This window comes from Ruegeria sp. G10 (genome assembly GCF_056533645.1).
Window position 1 is genome coordinate 90342 of the sequence record NZ_JBQFOQ010000011.1, and the last position, 19648, is coordinate 109989.

Here is a 19648-nt window from a genome sequence, read left to right on the forward strand (position 1 = left end):
GGATCAATCCTCCTTGTTCAACTGCGCGCCAATCACCAGACGACGGCGCACGGGGAATATTTGAAGTCCGGTTTTCTCAGAGATCAGCCCCCAGATGCCGCGCGGTGCGAAGAGCATGACGGCGATGCCGATCAGCCCGAGCACCATGAGATACCAGGAGCCGTAATCGGCCAGCAGGCTCTGCAGGATGAAGAAGATCAGCACGCCCAGGATCGGGCCTTCGATGGTGCCGATGCCTCCGATCACGACGATGAAGATCACGTAAGCCGTCCAGTCTGTGACCGAGAACGCCGCATCCGGAGAGATGCGCAGTTTCTGCACGTAAATCAGAGCGCCCGTCAGTCCCGTCCCAGCGGCTGAGACAAGATAGACCAGCCACTTCATCCGCACCGCATCGACACCGACGGATTTCGCTGCTTCGACATTGTCTCGGACGGCAGCCAGTGCCAGCCCACGTTTTGTTCTGAGCAGCCAGTAGATACCTGCGATCGTTGCGATCACCAGCGCCAAGGCCAGCCAGTACGTCAGGATATCCCGTGCTGCCGCACCGCGAACGTCAAACGTGGTCTGAATCCATTCGGTCGCCCACATCTCGCGCGTAGCCGTGCGCGGTAGAGAGGTTCCGGTGCCACCGCCGAGCACTTTCCATTGCGCCACCAGCAGGCGCATGACCTCGGCGATGACCCATGTTCCGATGGCGAAGTAAGCCCCTTGCAGGCGGAAGGCGAAAAAGGCTGTGGGTATGGCGACAATCAGGGCTGCAACGCCGCCCAGCAGGATCGCCGGAACCGGGTCCATGCCCCACAGGATGACACCTCCGAACATGGCGTAGGCCCCCATGCCAACGAACGCTTGCTGGCCGACGGACACAAGGCCACCATACCCCGCCAGCAAGTTCCAGAACTGCGCCAGTACAAGCATGGTGAAGATGAAGAACAGGTCCTGGATCAACCCTCGGCTGGCAAATGTCGGCAGCAGGATGAACAGGATGATCAGAGCGATACAGACGGCTCCGGCGCTGTAGGACGCGCGGGTCTGCGTGTGGACACGGTACATCGAAGTATCTGTCATCAGTCCACCGCCCTTGGAAACAGGCCTCTGGGTTTGATCAGAAGCACGATCAGAAAGGCCAGATGACCGGCGAGGATTTGCCATTCTGGATTGATCGCGGCACCCACGGTCTGCGCAACGCCGATGATGATGCCACCCGCAAGCGTGCCCCACAGGCTGCCCAGCCCGCCGATAATCACTGCCTCGAAAGCATAGATCAGGCGTGCGGGGCCGATATTGGGATCGAAGTTCGCACGCATGCCCAGATAAAGCGCGGCCAGTGTCACCACCAGCATGGCTATCGCTGTCGCTGTGGCAAAGATGCGTTCGGGACGGATGCCCATCAACCCAGCCGTGACCGCATCATCGGATGTCGCGCGGAAGGCACGGCCCAGCTCAGTCCGATAGAACAATTGGTTAAGCGCAACGATCACGAAGATCGCGGAGCCGAAGGTCAACAGAGGCAACACACCAAGGTTCAGCCCCCCCACCTGCACCGAGGCTGTGGTGATCTCACCCGCTGGCAGGCGCTGACTGTCGGCGGAAAACCCTTCAAGCAGCGCGTTCTGCAGAACGACGGACAAGCCAAACGTGACCAGCAAAGGCGGCAGGATGTCCGGCCCCAGCACACGGTTCAGCACGTGGCGCTGCAAGGCCCAACCCACGCCGAACATAATGGGGGCGGCGATGAACACCGCTAAAAACGGGGAAAGGCCCATAAGCGAGACAAGCAGCAGGATCAGGTAGGCAGCAAAGACGATCAGGTCTCCGTGCGCCAGATTGACCAGCCGCATGATCCCGAACACAAGGCTGAGACCAGCCGCGAACAGGGCATAAAGCCCGCCCAGCAGGACGCCCTGAATGATGGTGTCGATCCAGATCATGCGGCGGCCCCTCCGAAATAGGCGTCATGAATGGCCTCGCGGCTGAGCGTGTCTGCCGTGCCCTCTAGCGTGACGCGACCTTCCATCATGCAATAGACGCGGTCGGCGACCTTGAGCGCCTGACCGATGTCCTGCTCGACCACGATCAGGCTCGCCCCGGCCTCCTGAATGCGGGGGACGGCGGCGTAGATATCCTTGATGACGACGGGCGCGAGACCGAGGCTGATCTCATCGCACAACAAGACGCGCGGGTTGCTCATCAACGCGCGGCCTATAGCCACCATCTGTTGCTGACCACCCGACAAGGCAGTGCCCGGATGGTTGCGCCGTTCTTTCAGGATCGGGAACAGGTCATAGATCGTCTGCAAAGACCAATGCCCTTGTACCTTGCGGCCATAGGTTCCGATCAGCAGGTTTTCCTCGACGCTCAGCGACGGGAACAGCTTGCGCCCTTCAGGCACCATCGCGACGCCGCGCCCCATGATCTCATCCGAGGTCAGATCACCGATGGGTTGGCCGTCGAACCGGACCTGATCCGAACCATTCGTCAGCACACCCGAGATCGAACGCATCAGGGTGGACTTCCCTGCCCCGTTTGCACCGATGATGGCGACGGTCTCGCCCTGTTCCAGATGGATATCCACGCCGAAAAGGGCCTGAAAATCTCCGTAATGCGCTGTCAGCGCCTGGGTTTCCAGCAAACTCATCAGACTTCAATCCCCAGATAGATTTCTTTGACTTCGCGGCTGTTCATGATCTCATCCGGATCGCCCAGACCAATTACCTTGCCGAAATCCAGAACCAACAGCCGCTCGACCACCGAGGTGAGCGCGTGCAGCACATGTTCGATCCAGATGATCGTCACGCCGCTGGCGTGCAGGCCTTTGATCGTGTCGATCAGGGCGATGCATTCGGCGTCAGTCAGCCCCCCAGCGATTTCGTCCAGCAGCAGCAGTTTTGGATTGGTCGCCATCGCGCGGGCCAGTTCCAACCGCTTGCGTTGCAACAGGGGCAAGCCACCTGCCGGGTCATTGGCAACGTCGGCCATCTCGGTCTGTTCCAGAATGCGGGCACAGTCCGCTTCGACGTCATGTTCGGACTTACCCTGCCCGTGCGTCGCAGCCACCAGAAGGTTCTCAAAAACCGTCAGGTGATCAAACGGCTGGGGGATCTGGAACGATCGCCCGATCCCGGACAGGCACCGTTGCATCGGCGGCACGCGCGACACGTCTGCCCCGTCGAATTGAATCGACCCGGCATCTGCCATGAGGTTCCCCGTTATCAGGTTGAACAGCGTCGATTTCCCCGCCCCATTCGGGCCGATGATCCCTAATGCCTGCCCTTGCGCGACGTCAAAGCTGACATCGTCGGTCACGGTCAGCGCGCCGAAACTTTTTGAGACATTTTTGAGCGAAAGAATGGTCATACCGGTCGTCCTGCCCCGGATTAACGCCGGGGCACTGGTTGCATTTCGATCAGGAGATTTCTTCCATCACACCCGCAGTCGGAATCTCGGGCGCTGAGGAGTTATCAACGATCACAAGGTCATAGCTGCCATTTTCGAGCAGCCGCCACTGACCACCCACCAAAGGTGTTTTCGCTACGTTCTGAGCGGCAAAGGGCGGCAGGCCCGCGCCATCAAAGGCGATCCGACCTACGATTGACTCCAACTGCGTTGCGGCGATGGCTTCGGCCACGGCATCGCCGTCACCCGCATCATCCACGCGGCCCATGACGTTGGCCGCCATTTCGAACAGCGCGTGAACAAAACCGATGGGTTGGGTCCATTGGCGGTTGGTGGTAGCCATGTATCCTTGCGCCAGTTCAGCCGAACTTGCACCTGTCAACGACGATGAGAATGGGTGCGTGGGCGACCACCAGACCTCGGAACTCAGGTTGTTGCCTGCATTGCCCAACGCCTCAACCGCCTGCGGGAACAGGATGGCTTTGCCGATGCTAGCGGCCTTTGGCGTGAAGCCCTGCTGCTTGGCTTGGCTCCAGAAAGTCGTGAAATCGGGCGGGATCGGCACGCCGGTGACGATCTCGACATTCGCTTGACGGAACGCATTGATCTGGGCCGAGAAATCATCGGTCAGGTTCTGGTACCGGCCGGGATCTGTCAGGCTATATCCCAACTCGGATAGAACCGGCGGGAAACCCACATTCGGGTCGCCCCAGGCATTGCCATCGCCGTCATTCGGGAACAATGCGCCGACCTGCTTGTTGGTCTCCAACTGACCCCACATCGCCGTGAAGACCGAGATCACATCCTCCAGCCCCCAGAAGAAGTGATAGGCGTAATAGAACGGCTCCCAGCTGGCTGGATCGCCTGGGTTGCCTTGTTGGCCGATAAACCACGGCTGCCACGGGGCTACAGTGGAAATACAGGGCACTTCCTCGGCCTCACAGGTCGAGGCAACCGGGTTGGTCGTTTCGGGTGTCGAAGCGACCAGCATCAGGTCAATCTCATCATCCACGATCAGCTCGCCAGCGACATCTGCGGCGCGGTTCGGGTTTGACTGGCTGTCTTTGACGATGACTTCGAAATTCGCACCGGCGTCGGACGCGGCGAAATTGTCGAGAATAAACTTGTCGGCCTCGGAGAAGGCGGCCAGAGGACCTGATTGCGGGCTGACATAGCCCAGCTTGATCTTGGCGCCCTGAGCGATAGCGGGCGCAGCGAGCGTTCCGGCGGCCAAACCGAGGCCGGTTGCCGCGCTGGATTGCAGCAATTTGCGTCGTGTGATCATGTGTCCCTCCCTTGACACGGTGAACTCAGGTGCCGGGGGCGGTGCCCGCCCAGGCGTTTTGCAGCAGGGCCCGCAGCCCGTCAGCAGTGACCGGCTGCGGGTTCCAATACGGGTTCTTGAGTGCGATTTCGGTGGCGCGATCCAGATCGGACTCTGACAGGCCAAAGTCTTTAAGAGCCATTGGTGCGCCCATGGATTTGGAAAAATTCCAAAGCGCCTGACCTGGCTCAGAACCGCCTAGGATGTCCGACACGGGTGCCAGCAACTCCGGCACACCCACCGCGTTGTAAGCGATGGCATGGGGCAGAACGATCGCATGGGTTTCCGCGTGCGGCAGATTGAAGGACCCGCCGAGCGTATGGCAAAGCTTGTGATGCAACGCCATTCCAACCAGACCAAGTACGGTGCCGCAGGCCCATGCACCTTGCTGTGTTTCCGCGCGGGCGGTCAGGTCACCCGGATTGGCAATGACCTTTGGCAGACCCTCGGCAAAAGCATTCAACCCATCAATGGCCAGCGCGGTGGTCTGCTCGGTGCGATCTTTGGCATACAGCGCCTCGGCCGCGTGTGCCATTGCGTTCAAGGCGCTTGTCACGGTCATCGCAGGCGGCAAAGAGGTCACGAGTTCGGGATCATACAGAATGACACGCGGCAGCACCTTTGCATCTGTCAGCGTGGTCTTCACCCCACCTTCGGTTTGGCCCAGTATAGGCGTGGCTTCACTGCCGGCATATGTGGTAGGAATAGCGATTTGCGGCAAACCGGTCCGAAGGGCAATCGCCTTACCTAAGCCAATCGTCGAACCTCCACCGATAGAGACGATGCTATCGGCCTGAACGGATTGGGCGTGGTCGACCGCCTCTTCGGTCACATCTACCGGTGTGTGCATTGTCGCCCGCGTGAAGACACCCGCCGCGCGGTCGCCGATCGTGGTCGCCAGCTCCATCGCCATATCGACTTGCTGGGGCGTCGAAAGAACCAGCGCCTTGTCGGACCCAAACGCGGCCAACTCGGCGCAAATGTCATTGCGCAAACCCTGCCCAAACCGGACTTTCTGACCGTTTATGCTGGTGATGTTGGGTGCCATTGGGCGGGTTCCTGTCCTGCGTGGAATTGCGGATTGGCTGCGACGCTAGCAGGTGCGGAATGTGGTCTTGATCGAATTTTCGATCATCAATATAACTTTGCGTTATGAAGCTGGACCCACGACATCTGGAGATACTTGCCGCTATTGTGGAAGCAGGCGGTTTGACCGAAGGGGCTGTTTTGCTTGGAAAATCGCAACCGAGCGTGTCCCGAAGCGTGTCTTTGCTGGAAGACCGTGTAGGCGAACCCCTGTTCCTGCCCACACGCAGACCCCTGCAGCCGACAGAGCTGGGCCTTGCGCTTGCGCTGGAAGGTCAAAGAATCCTAAGCGCGGGTCGCCATGCAAGTCGCGTTGTGGACGAACACCGTCAAGGCATTGCCGGTGCGGTGCGGGTTGCGGGTACGCCGATCTTCATGGACGGTGTTATCTCGAACGTGATTGCAGAGTTTCAAGCCGATTACCCCAATATTAGGATCGACCAATCCTATGGATACCCCACTGAACTTTTGTCGCAGTTGTCCGCTGAAACTCTGGACCTCGCCATTCTCCCTATGCGTCCGGCAGACGTGTCCGACGAGTTCGAATTTCGTCAAATCCTGCCTGGTCGAAACGTCATTGCGTGCCGTGTTGGGCACCCATTAGCGCGCAAAAAAGAGGTGAAGCTGGAAGATATCACCGAGTATTCCTGGATCGCGCCACCTGCAAACAGCCCGCTGTTTCGTGATTTGCGAAACACGCTGGACGGTATCGGTATGCGAGACCTCAAAATCAGTTTCACAGGCGGGTCCTTGAGTGCGGTTGTGAACGTTCTGACGGGTTCAGACTCCCTAACCGTTTTGCCTTTTTCGGTGGTCTTCATGATGCAACGGCAAAAGACTCTGACAGCACTGCCGATAAAAATAGGTGACCCCGACCGGCACTTGGGATGCGTCACGCTAAGCGCCCGAAGCATACCAGCTTCGTCGAACCGCGTGCTTGAGTTCATAAAGCTGAAGTTTGAAATGCTTGATCGGTTGATTTGCAGCGCGGAATAATCTCCCTCACCGGTCTAACCTGAAAAGACAAAAAGATTGACTTGCCTTGTGAAGCCTGCACTACGATTTAGACGGATGCTATTCAATGCATGCTGCCTCAGGCATTCTTGTTGGATTTGGTGGACTTCTTAGCGCTGTCAGACGAATTCTATCCAATCTCAATTTGCGGCGGAAACCGCGAACCTATCCAGTACAAAGCTGACGCCAATCGGCTGAAGCGGCGATGCCTGTCAACTTGAAGCCGCCTCAGCTGGTCAGCGATCTTTCCCGGTTGAAGTGGTTGTAGGCGGACGAGTGGACGGCGGCGAACTTCTGCAAACTTCGTAAGCGCCTGAAATGCTGCATCGCGCGCACTCTTCGTCGAAACGGCGAGTGCGAGTTCTCTACGCAGTTGTTGAGCCCCTGCCCTCCTCAGCTCAAGTTCTTCTGACAAGGCCATTCGCTGCAGTGCAAGACTGTACGTTCTATGAATAGTCTCTGCTCGGGCCACTGGCCCGTATTGTCTGAACCTCGAAAAATTGATGTTGGACAAACGGGGGTTTTTCGTAATGGCTATAGGCCACAGATGCGAAGAATCGTAATGCCAAACAATCATCGCTTACTCCATACTCCGCAGCAAATCGCAATTGGTCTTAGTGTTCGTTCGAAAAGAGGATTTACATGAGCAGCATAGATGTTTCCGTCCCGGACGGATCAAACCAGAGCCTTGATATCGCGATCTCGGAAGACGGGACTGCGGAATTGGGGTGCACTTACGAGATACCTGCCCGATGCGGCATCGCGGTCAGGCTTGCGCGGGGGCAGGTTCTCAGCATCGTCAATCCAAGCGGTCATCAGGTCTGTGACTTCTTCGCGTTTGCCGCCGGGAACCTGGAAGAACATCTGTCGATGCCCCATCTGCATACCTCGATTGCCTCAATCTTCCCGAAGGTTGGCGATGCCTTGGTCAGCAACCAGCGGAGACCCTTGTTGACGATCACCAAAGACACGTCGCCGGGCGTGCACGATACGGTTATCGCCTGCTGTGATCACGCGAGGTACCGCGAACTGGGCTGTAAAGGCTATCACGACAATTGTGCGGACAACCTGCGCATGGCGCTTATCGCTATCGGGCTGAAGGCGCCGCTTATCCCGGCCCCGTTCAACATCTGGATGAATGTGCCGCTCGAGGCGGATGGATCAACCAGCTTTGAACCTCCGGTCGCGCGCGCGGGCGACCGGATTTCGCTGCGGGCTGAAACCGATCTCATCGCCGTGATGTCGGCCTGTCCCCAAGACATGACACCCGTCAACGGCGAAGGGGTTACGCCGGACATACTGTCGTTCAGCGTATCGGCAGGCTGAACCTTTAGCGCGGAAACGCCAGTTCCGGCGAGTAGTTGTCAAAGCTGCTAAGCGTTTGTGCATTGCATTCTACCTGCCAGCGCGACCCTGGAACAACGGCAGAAATGCAAGGGAAAGCTTTGCGATAACTCTCTGTGCGCTCGTTTTCCTCGATCGCTATGGCCAAAATCCCGGCCACGACACCGTCTTGACGCTCGACCAGTCGGATCGCACCTTCCATCGTACCACCGGTCTCGACCCATTGATCGGCCAGTAGAACCCGCGTGCCTGCGCCAAATGCAGGTTTGCGCATCTCCATCTCCTGTGTGCGGCCAGAGTAATTTCCGAAACTCACCTTGTCAGTGTCCACACACAGTTTGCCGGCCTTTCGGATGGGCAGGAAACCCACGCCGGAACGGGCCGCAATTGCGGCCCCAAGCACAAAGCCCATCGCGTCCAGCCCACCAACAAGGTCATACTCAACGTCTTGCAGATCAGCCATCAGATCATCAAGAAGATCGTCGAAGGCCGCACCGTTAATATAGATCGAGGTCGGATCCAGCCAGGCAAACTTGTCCCCCTTGGTGTTAGGGGCCATAATGTTGAGATACCAGCGATCGTCGCGCGGGCCTTTGTTTCGTGCTGTCATGGTTTTTCTCTCTGTCCGAGGGAGCGTGTTACCTGCATCAATGCGTGAAGCCTTGCAGGGTTGATGTCATAGAAATTGCCTGCTTCATTGATACCTGTGGCAACCATGAAGCAATCTACATCGCGATAGCTTTCAGCATTCTCCGGCGTGATGCCGGACGCGATCGCGAGAGCCTTGTTCCCAATGGCATGTCGGAAGGTGGCAATCTTGCCAAGGTCCGCTTCCTGACCTGTCGCCACGCCCGATGTCGTGACAACGTCCATGAAGGCGCATGCTTCGTGGGCAGCATCCGCATAATGCCTAGGCTCAATCTCACGCTGTTTCTTGAAACAAGTGCCCCCGAAGTACAGGCCGTTCCAGCCGCTGTCCTCGTAAATCTGAGCAATTTCTCGTGCTTCGATGTTTTCGCCATGTTCGTCGATGCGAGCGTCATCGGCCCAGTAAGCATCGACAGTAATGCCTTCCGATGCCAGCGCCCCCAGCATCGGGAATGCCTCCTTCCCCGTGACTGCCAGAAAGTTGACGCCCATCCAAAGGGACGGATATGCCGCGCGCGTACTGCTGATGATGGGCAGGAAAAGCTCGGGCTCGAAATCATGATTGATCAAGAAGCACCCGGCGGCGCCTGCACCTATGACCTCTCGTACATTCCGCAAGGTGCGTGGCAGATCGAGCACATGGATTACCGGCAGAACAACAGGCCCGGTTGATTTGAACAATTTGTGAAAAGCATCACGCTGCATAAGGGCAGAATAGGCAACATATCGGGATAACAGAAATTTATTATTGCAATCTATGGATTAGTATTCGAAATTCGACGACATGCGCGTCGTTAACTTGCCAACCGATCTGTTGCGAACCTTCGTCACCGTGATCGAGGTCAAGAGCCACACCCGCGCTGCCGATCTTCTCAACCGTTCGCAACCAGCGGTCAGCCTGCAGATCAAGCGTCTGGAAGACCTCGTGGGGTACAAGCTTATCCGACAGAAAGGTCGGACAATGCATGTCAGCGAAAAGGGCGAAGCATTGGCCATGCACGCAAGGCAGATTCTGCGGCTTAACGACATGGCCATGGGTCTTTTTGAAAGGCCGGATGCAGACATGGATCTGCGTATCGGCCTGCCGCTAGACTATGGCGTTCGGTTATTGCAGCAAGAAGTCACATCCCTAGTGAAAGAAAACGACGGGCTTAAGGTGACGATCAACTGCGATTTGTCACAGAATCTGCACGACGCATTGATGCGTGACGAGCTCGACATCATTGTCGCGCTGTATCAAGGCGGCGATCCGCAGTTTCTTGTTCAGCAGTGGCAGGAACAGCCGGTTTGGGTGGGTGCAGACACCATTCGCCCAGACCAGTTCGACGACCTACCACTTGTGGCACATCCTCCGGGCTGCGTTTACCGCCAGCGGATGACAGATGCTCTGAAGTCGGTCCAGCGGAATTGGCGGGTGGTGTTCTCAAGTCCCAATATCGATGCAGTTCAGGACGCCGTACGCGATGGGCTTGGCTTTACGTGCCTGACGACGCCAACCACCCAGAAAGGCATGCGGCTGATTTCAGGGGACGAGGGACTGCCTGCTCTGGAACCCTTGCGAATTGGACTGTTCTATCGGCAGACCCGACTGGGCAGCTGGGGCAATCTGGCTGCGGAACGGCTGACCCGGACGATCGAAAACGTGCTGGTCGACAAGGTCGCCAGAGAGGTCTGACATAAGAAGGCTTAATGCATCCATTTCACGCATAAATTTCCTATGACTCCGGATTCTGAGTAGTCTTTGCAAAAGGGCTTTCCGCCCGTGTCCAAAGCCAAACGCGGGCGCAAAAAACGACCAGACAGCAGCGGAGTATGATTTATGAAAAAATCTCAAGAAAACAACAAGAAACAATATCTGAGAAGAGATGTATTGCGGATAGGTGGCGGTATCGCCTTAGCAACTCCTTTTGTGGGTCGCGCCTGGGCGCAGACCACTGAAATCAATATGCTGGCATGGTATGGCCATGGTGAACCCGACATGGTGGGCGCATTTGAAGAGGCCAACAACGTTAAGTTTGTGCCCAAATACTATGCAGGCGGGGACAATATGTTGGCACTAATCGCGCAATCACCTCCTGGCACTTATGACATTATTCTATCAGATGGCGAGTTCGTGCAGCAACTGAACGCAGCCGGCTACATCGAGGAACTTGACCACAACGACTACCCCTTCGATGACATGTTGCACGAGGACTTCACGAAATTCCCGGGCCACTGGGACGGAGACACTCTTTATTCGATGATCCTGCGCGGCGGACACCTGGGGGTGTCCTACAACACCACCGCCCTGAGCGCCGAGGAAGCATCGAGCTATGAAGGCTTCTGGAAACCCGAACTGCAGGGCAAGGTGGGCCATTTTGACTGGCATCTGCCCAACCTCGGCATGATGAGCCTGAAGAACGGCAATGGGGCGGGACTCTGGGATCTCAATGACGATCAATGGCAAGCGGTGCAGGACACCACGATGAGCCTGCGCGAACAGGTTGGCGGGTTTTTCGATTACGGGGGAACCTTCAACGGGCTGAAGAATGGTGAGATGCTGGCAATGTGTGGCATTGGCGACTGGATTACTGGTGTGCTGGAACGCGATGGCGCGCCAGTGGCGTCGGTCATTCCCAAGGAAGGCGGCATTCAGTTCACCGAAAGCTACTGTATCGGCAAGGGCAGCAGCAAAGCGGATCTTGTGAAGTCCTTCATCCAATACATGCTGTCACCCGAAGGTCAGGTGAAGTCAGCCCAGATGCTTGCTTATCCCGGTTTCTGCGTCACCAAAGGCGGTCGTGAACTGTTGCAGGAGGTTGACCCCAACGAGGCCAAGCGCAGCCACCAGATAGATGGCATGCCCAATGACCCGATCGCTCTTATAAACGAAGGGCGCATCCACTATCGCGACATTCCCAAACAGCAGACGCTGGAGGATTGGAACGACTTTTGGTCTGAATACAAGAACGCCTAAAGCGCTGACGGGCGGCCCGATCGGTCGCCCGTCACATGGCGAGGACTGAAGCACTTGAGACCAAAAAACAAAGTCGACCTTTATGCCCTGACTTGGAGGTTGCCCATCATTCTGTGGCAGCTGATTTTCTTCGTCGGGCCAGTACTGTTCATGATCGCTATTTCGTTCTTCGTGGTGAAGAACTATCGCATGACCGAGGCCTTCGAGTTCGTGAACTGGCAGCGGATGCTAACGCGCGGTTATTTCTGGGACAGCTACTGGTACACGCTGTTCATTGCGTCGCTGAGCGCCAGCATCGCCATGATGCTGGCATTTCCCGCCGCCTGGGCGCTGGCATTCCGCGCCTCTGAAAACCTACGCCGATGGGCGGTGTTCCTGCTGATTATTCCTTTCTTCACGTCCTATCTTGTGCGGACCTTTTCCTGGTACGTCATACTGGCCGAAAGTGGTGTTTTAAACGCCATGCTGGGCTATGTCGGCCTTGGGCCCTACAAGATGCTAAACACCCATTTCGGGACAGTTGTCGGGTATCTGACCCTGACATTGCCACTGGCGGTAATCCTGCAAACCGTGACAATGGCCAATATCGACAAGACGTTGGTAGAGGCAGCGCGCAATCTGGGGTGCAAGCCCTTGGCGACGATCTGGCGTGTTGTCCTGCCGCTTTCAAAAACTGGGCTCATCGTGGCGGCCTTGTTCTGCTTTATCCTTGCGTTCGGAGATTTCGTAGCGCCCTTCTATCTCGGCGGTTCACAGGAACCGACGTTGCCCATCCTGATCCTCGACACCACCAAATCCGGCCAGCAATGGCCCCGGGCAGCAGTTGTTGCGATAATGATGATGCTGACGCTGTTCGCAGTGGCGTTCACCGCCATTGTGCTTGCGTATCGCAAACCCAAGGGAGCACGCTGATGCAGGGGCGCGGATTGAATGTCATTCTGGGTGTTTATGTAGCGCTGATTTTCACCTTTGTGTTTGCACCGATCTTCTTCAGCCTTGTTTTCTCGTTCAATTCACAACGCTTTCCGACCATCCCGCTGGGTGAATTCTCGACCGAATGGTACGTGAAAATCCTGACGGATCCAGATGTATGGCAAGCGGTCCGTAATTCGGTGATCGTGTCCCTAAGCACAGCCCTGCTGGCAACGACCTTGGGGTTCTGCACCGCTTACACCGACTTCCGCTACAACTTCCGCTTCAAGGGACCTTATCTCGCCTTGATCCTCCTGCCGCCGACCATTCCGTTGATCATCATGGCGCTAGCCATGCTCGCATGGTTGTCCCGGCTCGGGCTTTCGGGGCAACTGTGGAGCATCATCATGGCGCATTCCGTGCTAACCGCTCCCTTTGCAATGGCGATCATTCGGCTTCGATTGCACCAGATGGACCCTGATCTCGAAGCTGCCGCCTGGAACCTTGGAGGCACCGAGTGGCAGGCAATGCGTCATGTCATCGTGCCTTTCTGTCTGCCCGCCATCATCTCTTCGCTGTGCCTGACTGCGGCAGTATCCTTTGACGAATTCGCGGTGGCCTGGTTTGTCTCGGGCCTGAACAAAACGGTTCCCATCGTGATCCTCGAAATCGTTCAAGGTAACATTGACCCTCAGGTCAACGCCATCGGGACATTTGTTTTCCTGACCTCAATGACGCTGGTGGTCGCCGCTCAGGTGATTTTCATCAGCCGCCAGATCAAGAGCCATTCCTGACATGACTAAACCGCTTGTAACTTTCCACAATGTTGAAAAACGCTTTGATGACTTTGTGGCCGTACGGGATATGAACCTCGAGATCCATGAGGGAGAGTTTCTGGCCATCATGGGGTCGTCCGGCTGCGGCAAAACCACGACGCTGCGTATGCTCGCGGGTTTGGAGGCGCCGACGGGCGGCGAGATCCGAATTGCCGGACGCCTTATGAATGACGTCAAACCGCATGAACGGGACACGCCACTCGTTTGGCAGTCTCTGGCGCTATTCCCCTTCCTGACAGCGCGCGAAAATGTAGAGTTCGGGCTGAAGATGCGCGGGGTAGCCGCAGCGGAACGCAAGCGCAGGGCGCTGGACTGGCTGGAACGCATGCAGATCGCGGAGTTCGCCGAGCGCAATGTCGCAACACTTTCCGGTGGGCAGAAACAACGGGTGGCGTTGGCCCGCAGCCTTGTGATGGAACCAAAGATGCTGCTTTTGGATGAACCTCTCTCTGCGCTCGACGCCAATCTGGTGATCCGGATGCAGGGGGTGCTGACCAAGCTGCAAAAGGAATTGGGTATCACGTTTGTTTACGTCACCCATTCACAGTCAGAAGCTTTCGCCATGGCCGACCGGGTCGTCATCATGAGCCAGGGCGACATCGCGCAGGTTGGGGCGCCCAAAGACATCTATCGCGCGCCGGCAAACCGTTTTGTCGCCGAATTCGTGGGGCGCAACAACATTCTGACCGGAGAGGTCTTGGGGGTCGACGCTAAGGGTACGCAGATCGCAACACCGCAAGGCACGTTCACCGCCCAAACTCCACAAACGGTGCCGGCAAAAGGCCGCTCGGTCAGCTTTGCAGTTTCGGCGGATCTGCTGACCTTGTCCGGAACAGAACCAGACACGGCCAACAAGGCGCAGGCCACCCTGATTTCTGAAGAGTTTATCGGTTCGGTCGTGACGCTTTTCCTCGAGGGTGCCGACGGTCTGGAGTTCAAAGTGCAAATGCAAGAGCGCGCGCTGTTGGAACTTGACCTGGAACCGGGCGCACATCTGTGGCTGGGCTGGGACACTGCCAGCGCCAATATTTTGCAAGAGGGCCTATAATGATCCGAAACCCGATACCCTGGCCAGGTGGCGCGAAATGCGCCGTGGCGATCACCTTTGACATGGATGCAGACAGCCTGATCCATGTTGCCCGCCCCGAAGACAGCCATCGCAGGCTCTATCCGACCTCGATGGGGCGTTACGGGCCGAACATCGCGGTGCCGCGCATTCTCGATACGTACAGACGCTTTGGTCTGAAGCAATCCTTCTTCATCCCGGGCTGGTGCCTGGAACAGTACCCGCAAACCATCGAGGCCATTCTCGAAGGCGGCCACGAGATCGGCCATCATGGCTGGATCCACGAAGACCCGATTACCACCTATGGGAACCAGCGCGAACCGTTCGAACGCGCATTGGAGGCCCATAAGCGTATTTGCGGCAGAACGCCAACCGGCTATCGCGCGCCGGTCTATAACATCACCGACGAAGTAGTGGAACTGATGCTGGAGCATGGGCTGCGCTATGACAGTTCGCTAATGGCTGACGACATCCCTTATGCTCTAAACGCGGCCAACGGCCAGCTTTACGAGATGCCTGTGCATTGGGGCACCGACGACTGGCCGCCCTTTGCTCATTACGACGAGATTGGCTATATGATGCCTGTGAAATCACCGTCACAGGGGCTCTCAGGGTTCTGGGAAGAATTCGAAGCGCAATACGAAGCCGGAGGGTTTTTCATGCTGATCGTCCATCCTTTCCTGACCGGGCGGCTGGCACGCTGGAGGCTGGTCGAGAACTGGATCGAAGAAACGCTTGAGAGCCGCGATGTGTGGTTCACGAGCCTGGCTGGCATCGCTGACCATATGGACAAGCTTTCGGCAGAAGGGACCTGGTCACCTTCTGTGGAGGTGCTGCCCCATTTCACGCAACCGCCCGCAACACAATGAGGCCCCCAGATGATGTCAGATGATGACAAAAGGCTCCTACGGATCGCCTATGAGGAGGCCAAAGCCGGCTTCGACGAAGGCGGCTGCCCGATCGGTTCAGTGCTAGCGCGCGGAGGCGAGGTTGTCAGCCAGGGGCGGAACCAGCGTGTCCAGGGCGGTGACCCGATCGCGCACGGCGAAATGGACGCACTGCGCAAGGCCGGACGCCAGAAAACCTATCGCGATACGGTTCTTTATACCTCGCTTTCCCCGTGCATGATGTGCTCGGGCACCATAGTGCAGTTTGGCATCCCGCGTGTGGTTATCGGTGACACCACGAATTTCGGAGGCAATGAAGAGTTTCTGCGCCAACGCGGCGTGGAAGTCGTGGTCGCCGAAGACCCGGATTGCATTGCGCTGATGAAGCGCTTCATAAACGAAAAACCGGAACTCTGGGCCGAAGACATCGCGGAATGAGCGATCCTTTCTTCCATCCCGTCTCAGGCTTTGATCTGCCGCGCTTTGCTGGCGTTCCTACTTTCATGCGTTTGCCGCATGTCGATCTCGACCACACGCGCCTGTCCGAAGTCGATATAGGGCTGATCGGGGTGCCTTGGGACAGCGGTACGACAAATCGTCCTGGCCCCCGTCATGGTCCGCGCCAGCTGCGCGACGCCTCTACCATGATCCGGGCACAGAACGGGGCCACCGGCGTGCGTCCATTCGAGGCCGCCAATTGTGCCGATCTCGGTGACGTGCCGCCAAATCCCGCGGATATCGAAGACAGCATGGCGCGGATTACGGCCTTTTATGATCGGGTCCGCGCTGCTGGTATCACCCCGCTGACGGCAGGTGGCGATCATTTGACAACCCTACCCGTCTTGAGGTCGATGGCGCGGGACCGACCGCTCGGCATGATCCACTTCGACAGCCATACCGACCTATTCCACAGCTACTTTGGCGGCACCATGTATACTCATGGCACCCCCTTCCGCCGTGCCGTCGAAGAAGGGCTGCTGGACCCGAAACGTGTTGTCCAAATAGGCATTCGCGGCACTACCTACGACATGGAAGACCGCGATTTTGCCGCCTCGGTGGGTATTCGCATCATACCGATCGAAGAGTATTTTGATCGAGGACCTTATGATGTCATGCAGGAAGCCCGCGACATCGTAGGCAACGATCCTACATATGTGTCCTATGATATTGATTTCGTTGATCCCTCCGTGGCGCCCGGAACCGGAACACCGGAAATTGGCGGACCAGGAGGGTTCGACGCTCTGCTTGTCGCGCGTCTCTTGGCAGGCGTCGATATCGTGGGGGCTGATCTCGTCGAAGTTTCCCCGCCATTCGACGCTTCGGGTGGCACAGCGCTTCTGGGCGTTTCAATCATGTTCGAGATGCTATGTGGCATAGCTTCCCGGAGGTGCGCCCAAAACACATAGCGCACACGTTCGAATTGCCTCCTGCACGACAACAACCCTTGCCTGTGCAAATGAACAGCAACCGGCACCCTATTCCGTCGAGGAAGCTTCTTAACAGAAGTATCAGGGGGGTCACTTCTGGATGCCGATTATCCCAGTACAGAGGTCAATTTTGCATGCCAGTTCACACGGCGGAGCGGATTTCTTAGAGTAATGCCAGAGCATTCCGGATACCTCTGAAGCCAATTGGCATTTGCCTCTGCAGCCTAGAGGTGGCTTCGAAGAGCTCAGGCATCGGTATGATTTGACAGATCAGAAACGACAATCCTGCCCAAGGAGATTGAGCATACGTGCAAAGCGAACCGACAAATAGCGCCGCGAACTGATGAGGCGGATTTCAATGACGGGCCTCTAACTTCACTTCCGTTAGCTGCGATTCCCGCTATACGGCAAGCGACGGTGTGTCGCTCAGACCAGAACACTCCAGCCGGACTCGCTGCGCCAACTCTACCAGGTCCCTATGTAGAAACTTAAACTTTGCCTCTGCCTTCGACCCGGTATGGGATGGCACACCAAAGCAGGCACATCGCAAGCCCATTTGAGCTAGAAATATCGCCCCAAGTTTACCCTCCAAACCCTTACGTTCATGACGCTAAAAATCTCGATAATGGGAACTTGAATGTATCTTCATGACATTTTAGCGCATTTAGCACTGCGGGTCCGGTGAAGTCGCGCGTGTCGTACTGACAAACACTGACCAACGGGTGACGATGACCAACCTCGTGATTGAATTGCCGCTCGTAAGCAAACAGTTGATCGTGGCTCATTCCCAAGTCCAAGCACCAACTCATATCGCCCAGCAACCGAAAGCTTCGCCACCCAGCCCGCGTCGCCTTAAAGATGTTGTGCTCAATGTAGCGGCACATCTCTTCCCCATCAGGCAAGCCACTGCTCTGCAACAACTGGCCGGTTTCAATCGCATGGGGCAACCCGTCCCAAGCCTGACCGATATGGCCGAGGATTTCAGCACGCACCTTTTCTGTTGCGATCAGAAAGCAGCCGTCACCATTGCGTAGACCATCTGCGAGAAAAGGCACCGACCATTTTAGCCGGCCCAGATCGCTCTCATAAAGTGTGCAGATGTGATTTCCGTATTCAATGGCCACACCTTCCAATAACACCTCGCTTGGGCGGCCAACCTGAGATGCATCGCCGTCCGCCATGGCGTTGCCGTCCAAAAAGGCCATAAGATCCTCGCGGCGAAAACGACGTTCTTTCTTGACGCCAATGCGCTGACAAACCAAACGCCCTGCATTGGTCCAACGACGCAACGACGCCTCACTAACCTTCAGGATGGCTGCGGCTTCCTTGATGTTCAGAAGCTCGGTGCCTGGATCGTGCTGCTTATTCACTTTCACTCCTTGTGACAAGTTTTCGCCTCTTCTAACGGACGGCATTACGCGTTGATAATTTCCACAGCTTGTTGGTCTTAAAGGCAATTTCTACACAGTAACTGCTTTACCTGCCCCACTATATCCGACGGGATAGAGTGAACAATACCCATGGTATTTAGCTATACTTAGCTATACATTTCTATCCTTTCATAGATTTTATTGACAAAATGCCGCACTCGAAGCTAACGTTCATCACCAATGCGCACCGAATAATGCACTGCTGCCTAAATTTTATTCGGTAAATACGCCCGGCACCTATGCCCCGGTTGAACCGGGCTCGTGAAGCCAGGCTTTCAACAGAGAGGACGCACCACATGACAAACAAAGTCCGGCTTTTGCACCACCCGGCTTCACAGCCCTGCCGCACGGCTCTGCAATTCCTGATCGAAAATGACATCCCGCATGATGAGGAGGTCGTTGACATCACGACCAACATCAACGAACGGCAGGATTTCAGAGATGAATACAATCCGACTGGCCAGGTACCGATCCTTTGTGACGGCGATGTACGCGTCTGGGAAAATGTCGCCATTGGGCGCTATCTGAACGAGAAATATAACTGCGCCGATCACTGGTTCGGCGGTACGTTGCATGAACGCACGCGGGTCAACATGTTCGTACAATGGTACGCCTACACGTTGCGTCTCGGCGGGGGGGCTTTCCATTGGACGATCTTCGCACCAATGATCTACGGGGCAGACAAGGATTTCACTGCCGAGGTACGCAAAGGTAAGCATCTGCTGTACGAGGCCATGGATCTGCTGGAAAACTACTGGCTGAAGGACACCGAATATCTGTGCGGCGACCAGATCAGCTATGGCGATTTGGCGGCGTTCCACGAATTCGTATCGCACGAGGCGGGCGGCATTATCCCAGATACCGCTTGGGCTAAGCATCCCAAGACACGCGCCTGGTTCGAAAAAATCTCTGAACGGCCGGCAGCGCGGCAGGTCAGTGAATGGCAATATGAGACGATCCGGCAGGTACTGGGCGGTGAATTGAAGGTGACCTTCACACGCCGCACCGCCGTTTTGAAAGGCACCGAGGCGCATGGTGGCCACAACACCGGTCTGGTTCATACCGGCGACAAGCACGATTACATCGCCGAGGTTGAGTCAGCGAGCTGATCCGCAGGCCACTTGGACAGATTGGAATGCCGCCCTGTTAGCCCAGGTGGCATTCCGATCCACCTTTCCGCCCGGACATGGTCTTTGCGGCGTTCCAGTTCAGAAAAGAAAGCACCGATTATGCGTACCCGTGCTGCCGTCGCCGTTCAGGCGGGCAAACCTTTGGAAGTGATGGAGGTGAACCTCGAAGGCCCCAAGGCGGGTGAGGTT

General features: G+C 56.7%; 20 protein-coding genes and 1 pseudogene. 11 read left to right on the plus strand and 10 right to left on the minus strand.

Annotated elements, in window-relative coordinates:
- Positions 1–3: 3 nt before the first annotated feature.
- The 6 genes from ACR0KM_RS17295 to ACR0KM_RS17320 are packed head-to-tail and all read right to left on the minus strand — an operon-like array spanning position 4 to position 5771.
- The gene (locus tag ACR0KM_RS17295) at positions 4–1071 is read right to left on the minus strand and encodes a branched-chain amino acid ABC transporter permease (RefSeq protein WP_480860506.1); all 1068 of its coding nucleotides are present in this window, start codon (positions 1069–1071) and stop codon (positions 4–6) included.
- Entirely contained in the window at positions 1071–1934 is an 864-nt protein-coding gene (locus ACR0KM_RS17300) for a branched-chain amino acid ABC transporter permease (protein ID WP_480825700.1), read from the minus strand. Before ACR0KM_RS17300 ends, ACR0KM_RS17295 begins: the two co-directional genes overlap by 1 nt.
- On the minus strand, positions 1931–2641 hold the full coding sequence (locus tag ACR0KM_RS17305; protein WP_480860505.1) for an ABC transporter ATP-binding protein: 711 nt from the start codon (positions 2639–2641) through the stop codon (positions 1931–1933). The genes ACR0KM_RS17300 and ACR0KM_RS17305 overlap by 4 nt, the downstream gene beginning before the upstream one ends.
- Complete coding sequence (locus ACR0KM_RS17310) at positions 2641–3360, minus strand: ABC transporter ATP-binding protein (protein ID WP_480860504.1); 720 nt, start codon at positions 3358–3360, stop codon at positions 2641–2643. The genes ACR0KM_RS17305 and ACR0KM_RS17310 overlap by 1 nt, the downstream gene beginning before the upstream one ends.
- Before the next feature lie 49 nt (positions 3361–3409).
- Positions 3410–4684, minus strand: a complete 1275-nt coding sequence (locus tag ACR0KM_RS17315) for an ABC transporter substrate-binding protein (RefSeq protein WP_480860502.1) — start codon at positions 4682–4684, stop codon at positions 3410–3412.
- A 25-nt stretch (positions 4685–4709) separates the two neighbouring features.
- Entirely contained in the window at positions 4710–5771 is a 1062-nt protein-coding gene (locus ACR0KM_RS17320; RefSeq protein WP_480860500.1) for a maleylacetate reductase, read from the minus strand.
- A gap of 104 nt (positions 5772–5875) precedes the next feature.
- Between ACR0KM_RS17320 and ACR0KM_RS17325 the strand changes: the two genes are divergently transcribed.
- A complete protein-coding gene (locus ACR0KM_RS17325; RefSeq protein ID WP_480860497.1) occupies positions 5876–6805 on the plus strand; it encodes a LysR family transcriptional regulator in 930 nt (309 codons plus the stop codon).
- A gap of 249 nt (positions 6806–7054) precedes the next feature.
- Here the strand turns inward: ACR0KM_RS17325 and ACR0KM_RS17330 are convergent.
- A pseudogene (locus ACR0KM_RS17330) lies at positions 7055–7213 on the minus strand (DDE-type integrase/transposase/recombinase); the annotation flags it as partial.
- A 252-nt stretch (positions 7214–7465) separates the two neighbouring features.
- Between ACR0KM_RS17330 and ACR0KM_RS17335 the strand changes: the two are divergent.
- Complete coding sequence (locus ACR0KM_RS17335; protein WP_480860495.1) at positions 7466–8149, plus strand: DUF1989 domain-containing protein; 684 nt, start codon at positions 7466–7468, stop codon at positions 8147–8149.
- A gap of 4 nt (positions 8150–8153) precedes the next feature.
- Here the strand turns inward: ACR0KM_RS17335 and ACR0KM_RS17340 are convergent, their stop codons facing one another.
- Both ACR0KM_RS17340 and ACR0KM_RS17345 read right to left on the minus strand, forming a co-directional pair.
- Entirely contained in the window at positions 8154–8777 is a 624-nt protein-coding gene (locus ACR0KM_RS17340) for a phosphoribosyltransferase family protein (RefSeq protein ID WP_480860493.1), read from the minus strand.
- Positions 8774–9385 carry a BtpA/SgcQ family protein gene (locus ACR0KM_RS17345; protein ID WP_480860491.1) on the minus strand — a complete coding sequence of 204 codons (612 nt, stop codon included), beginning with the start codon at positions 9383–9385 and terminating at the stop codon, positions 8774–8776. The genes ACR0KM_RS17340 and ACR0KM_RS17345 overlap by 4 nt, the downstream gene beginning before the upstream one ends.
- A 214-nt stretch (positions 9386–9599) precedes the next feature.
- Here ACR0KM_RS17345 and ACR0KM_RS17350 point away from each other — a divergent pair, with 214 nt between their 5' ends.
- The 8 genes from ACR0KM_RS17350 (at position 9600) to ACR0KM_RS17385 (ending at position 16878) form a co-directional block, all read left to right on the plus strand.
- Complete coding sequence (locus ACR0KM_RS17350) at positions 9600–10490, plus strand: LysR family transcriptional regulator (RefSeq protein WP_480860489.1); 891 nt, start codon at positions 9600–9602, stop codon at positions 10488–10490.
- 144 nt (positions 10491–10634) lie between these two features.
- Positions 10635–11771, plus strand: a complete 1137-nt coding sequence (locus ACR0KM_RS17355) for a polyamine ABC transporter substrate-binding protein (protein ID WP_480860487.1) — start codon at positions 10635–10637, stop codon at positions 11769–11771.
- A 54-nt stretch (positions 11772–11825) separates the two neighbouring features.
- On the plus strand, positions 11826–12683 hold the full coding sequence (locus ACR0KM_RS17360) for an ABC transporter permease (RefSeq protein WP_480860485.1): 858 nt from the start codon (positions 11826–11828) through the stop codon (positions 12681–12683).
- Entirely contained in the window at positions 12680–13477 is a 798-nt protein-coding gene (locus ACR0KM_RS17365; RefSeq protein ID WP_480825742.1) for an ABC transporter permease, read from the plus strand. Before ACR0KM_RS17360 ends, ACR0KM_RS17365 begins: the two co-directional genes overlap by 4 nt.
- 1 nt (position 13478) lies before the next feature.
- Positions 13479–14567: an ABC transporter ATP-binding protein gene (locus tag ACR0KM_RS17370; RefSeq protein ID WP_480825724.1), complete on the plus strand. Its 1089-nt coding sequence runs from the start codon at positions 13479–13481 to the stop codon at positions 14565–14567.
- Complete coding sequence (locus tag ACR0KM_RS17375; RefSeq protein ID WP_480825726.1) at positions 14567–15454, plus strand: polysaccharide deacetylase family protein; 888 nt, start codon at positions 14567–14569, stop codon at positions 15452–15454. Before ACR0KM_RS17370 ends, ACR0KM_RS17375 begins: the two co-directional genes overlap by 1 nt.
- Before the next feature lie 9 nt (positions 15455–15463).
- Positions 15464–15910 (plus strand): nucleoside deaminase, encoded by a 447-nt coding sequence (locus ACR0KM_RS17380; RefSeq protein WP_480825728.1) that lies wholly within the window; start codon positions 15464–15466, stop codon positions 15908–15910.
- The gene (locus ACR0KM_RS17385; protein WP_480860482.1) at positions 15907–16878 is read left to right on the plus strand and encodes an agmatinase; all 972 of its coding nucleotides are present in this window, start codon (positions 15907–15909) and stop codon (positions 16876–16878) included. The genes ACR0KM_RS17380 and ACR0KM_RS17385 overlap by 4 nt, the downstream gene beginning before the upstream one ends.
- A gap of 623 nt (positions 16879–17501) precedes the next feature.
- Here the strand turns inward: ACR0KM_RS17385 and ACR0KM_RS17390 are convergent.
- Complete coding sequence (locus ACR0KM_RS17390; RefSeq protein ID WP_480860480.1) at positions 17502–18269, minus strand: MEDS domain-containing protein; 768 nt, start codon at positions 18267–18269, stop codon at positions 17502–17504.
- Positions 18270–18625: 356 nt separating this feature from the next.
- Between ACR0KM_RS17390 and ACR0KM_RS17395 the strand changes: the two genes are divergently transcribed.
- Complete coding sequence (locus tag ACR0KM_RS17395) at positions 18626–19438, plus strand: glutathione binding-like protein (RefSeq protein WP_480825734.1); 813 nt, start codon at positions 18626–18628, stop codon at positions 19436–19438.
- The last annotated feature ends 210 nt before the right edge of the window (positions 19439–19648 follow it).

Excerpts from the sequence above, each read along its gene's own strand:
- ACR0KM_RS17295 (WP_480860506.1), bottom strand. The coding sequence starts at position 1,071 with ATGACAGATACTTCGATGTACCGTGTCCACACGCAGACCCGCGCGTCC.
- ACR0KM_RS17300 (WP_480825700.1), bottom strand. The coding sequence starts at position 1,934 with ATGATCTGGATCGACACCATCATTCAGGGCGTCCTGCTGGGCGGGCTT.
- ACR0KM_RS17305 (WP_480860505.1), bottom strand. The coding sequence starts at position 2,641 with ATGAGTTTGCTGGAAACCCAGGCGCTGACAGCGCATTACGGAGATTTT.
- ACR0KM_RS17310 (WP_480860504.1), bottom strand. The coding sequence starts at position 3,360 with ATGACCATTCTTTCGCTCAAAAATGTCTCAAAAAGTTTCGGCGCGCTG.
- ACR0KM_RS17315 (WP_480860502.1), bottom strand. The coding sequence starts at position 4,684 with ATGATCACACGACGCAAATTGCTGCAATCCAGCGCGGCAACCGGCCTC.
- ACR0KM_RS17320 (WP_480860500.1), bottom strand. The coding sequence starts at position 5,771 with ATGGCACCCAACATCACCAGCATAAACGGTCAGAAAGTCCGGTTTGGG.
- ACR0KM_RS17325 (WP_480860497.1), top strand. The coding sequence starts at position 5,876 with ATGAAGCTGGACCCACGACATCTGGAGATACTTGCCGCTATTGTGGAA.
- ACR0KM_RS17335 (WP_480860495.1), top strand. The coding sequence starts at position 7,466 with ATGAGCAGCATAGATGTTTCCGTCCCGGACGGATCAAACCAGAGCCTT.
- ACR0KM_RS17340 (WP_480860493.1), bottom strand. The coding sequence starts at position 8,777 with ATGACAGCACGAAACAAAGGCCCGCGCGACGATCGCTGGTATCTCAAC.
- ACR0KM_RS17350 (WP_480860489.1), top strand. The coding sequence starts at position 9,600 with ATGCGCGTCGTTAACTTGCCAACCGATCTGTTGCGAACCTTCGTCACC.
- ACR0KM_RS17355 (WP_480860487.1), top strand. The coding sequence starts at position 10,635 with ATGAAAAAATCTCAAGAAAACAACAAGAAACAATATCTGAGAAGAGAT.
- ACR0KM_RS17370 (WP_480825724.1), top strand. The coding sequence starts at position 13,479 with ATGACTAAACCGCTTGTAACTTTCCACAATGTTGAAAAACGCTTTGAT.
- ACR0KM_RS17375 (WP_480825726.1), top strand. The coding sequence starts at position 14,567 with ATGATCCGAAACCCGATACCCTGGCCAGGTGGCGCGAAATGCGCCGTG.
- ACR0KM_RS17380 (WP_480825728.1), top strand. The coding sequence starts at position 15,464 with ATGATGTCAGATGATGACAAAAGGCTCCTACGGATCGCCTATGAGGAG.
- ACR0KM_RS17385 (WP_480860482.1), top strand. The coding sequence starts at position 15,907 with ATGAGCGATCCTTTCTTCCATCCCGTCTCAGGCTTTGATCTGCCGCGC.
- ACR0KM_RS17395 (WP_480825734.1), top strand. The coding sequence starts at position 18,626 with ATGACAAACAAAGTCCGGCTTTTGCACCACCCGGCTTCACAGCCCTGC.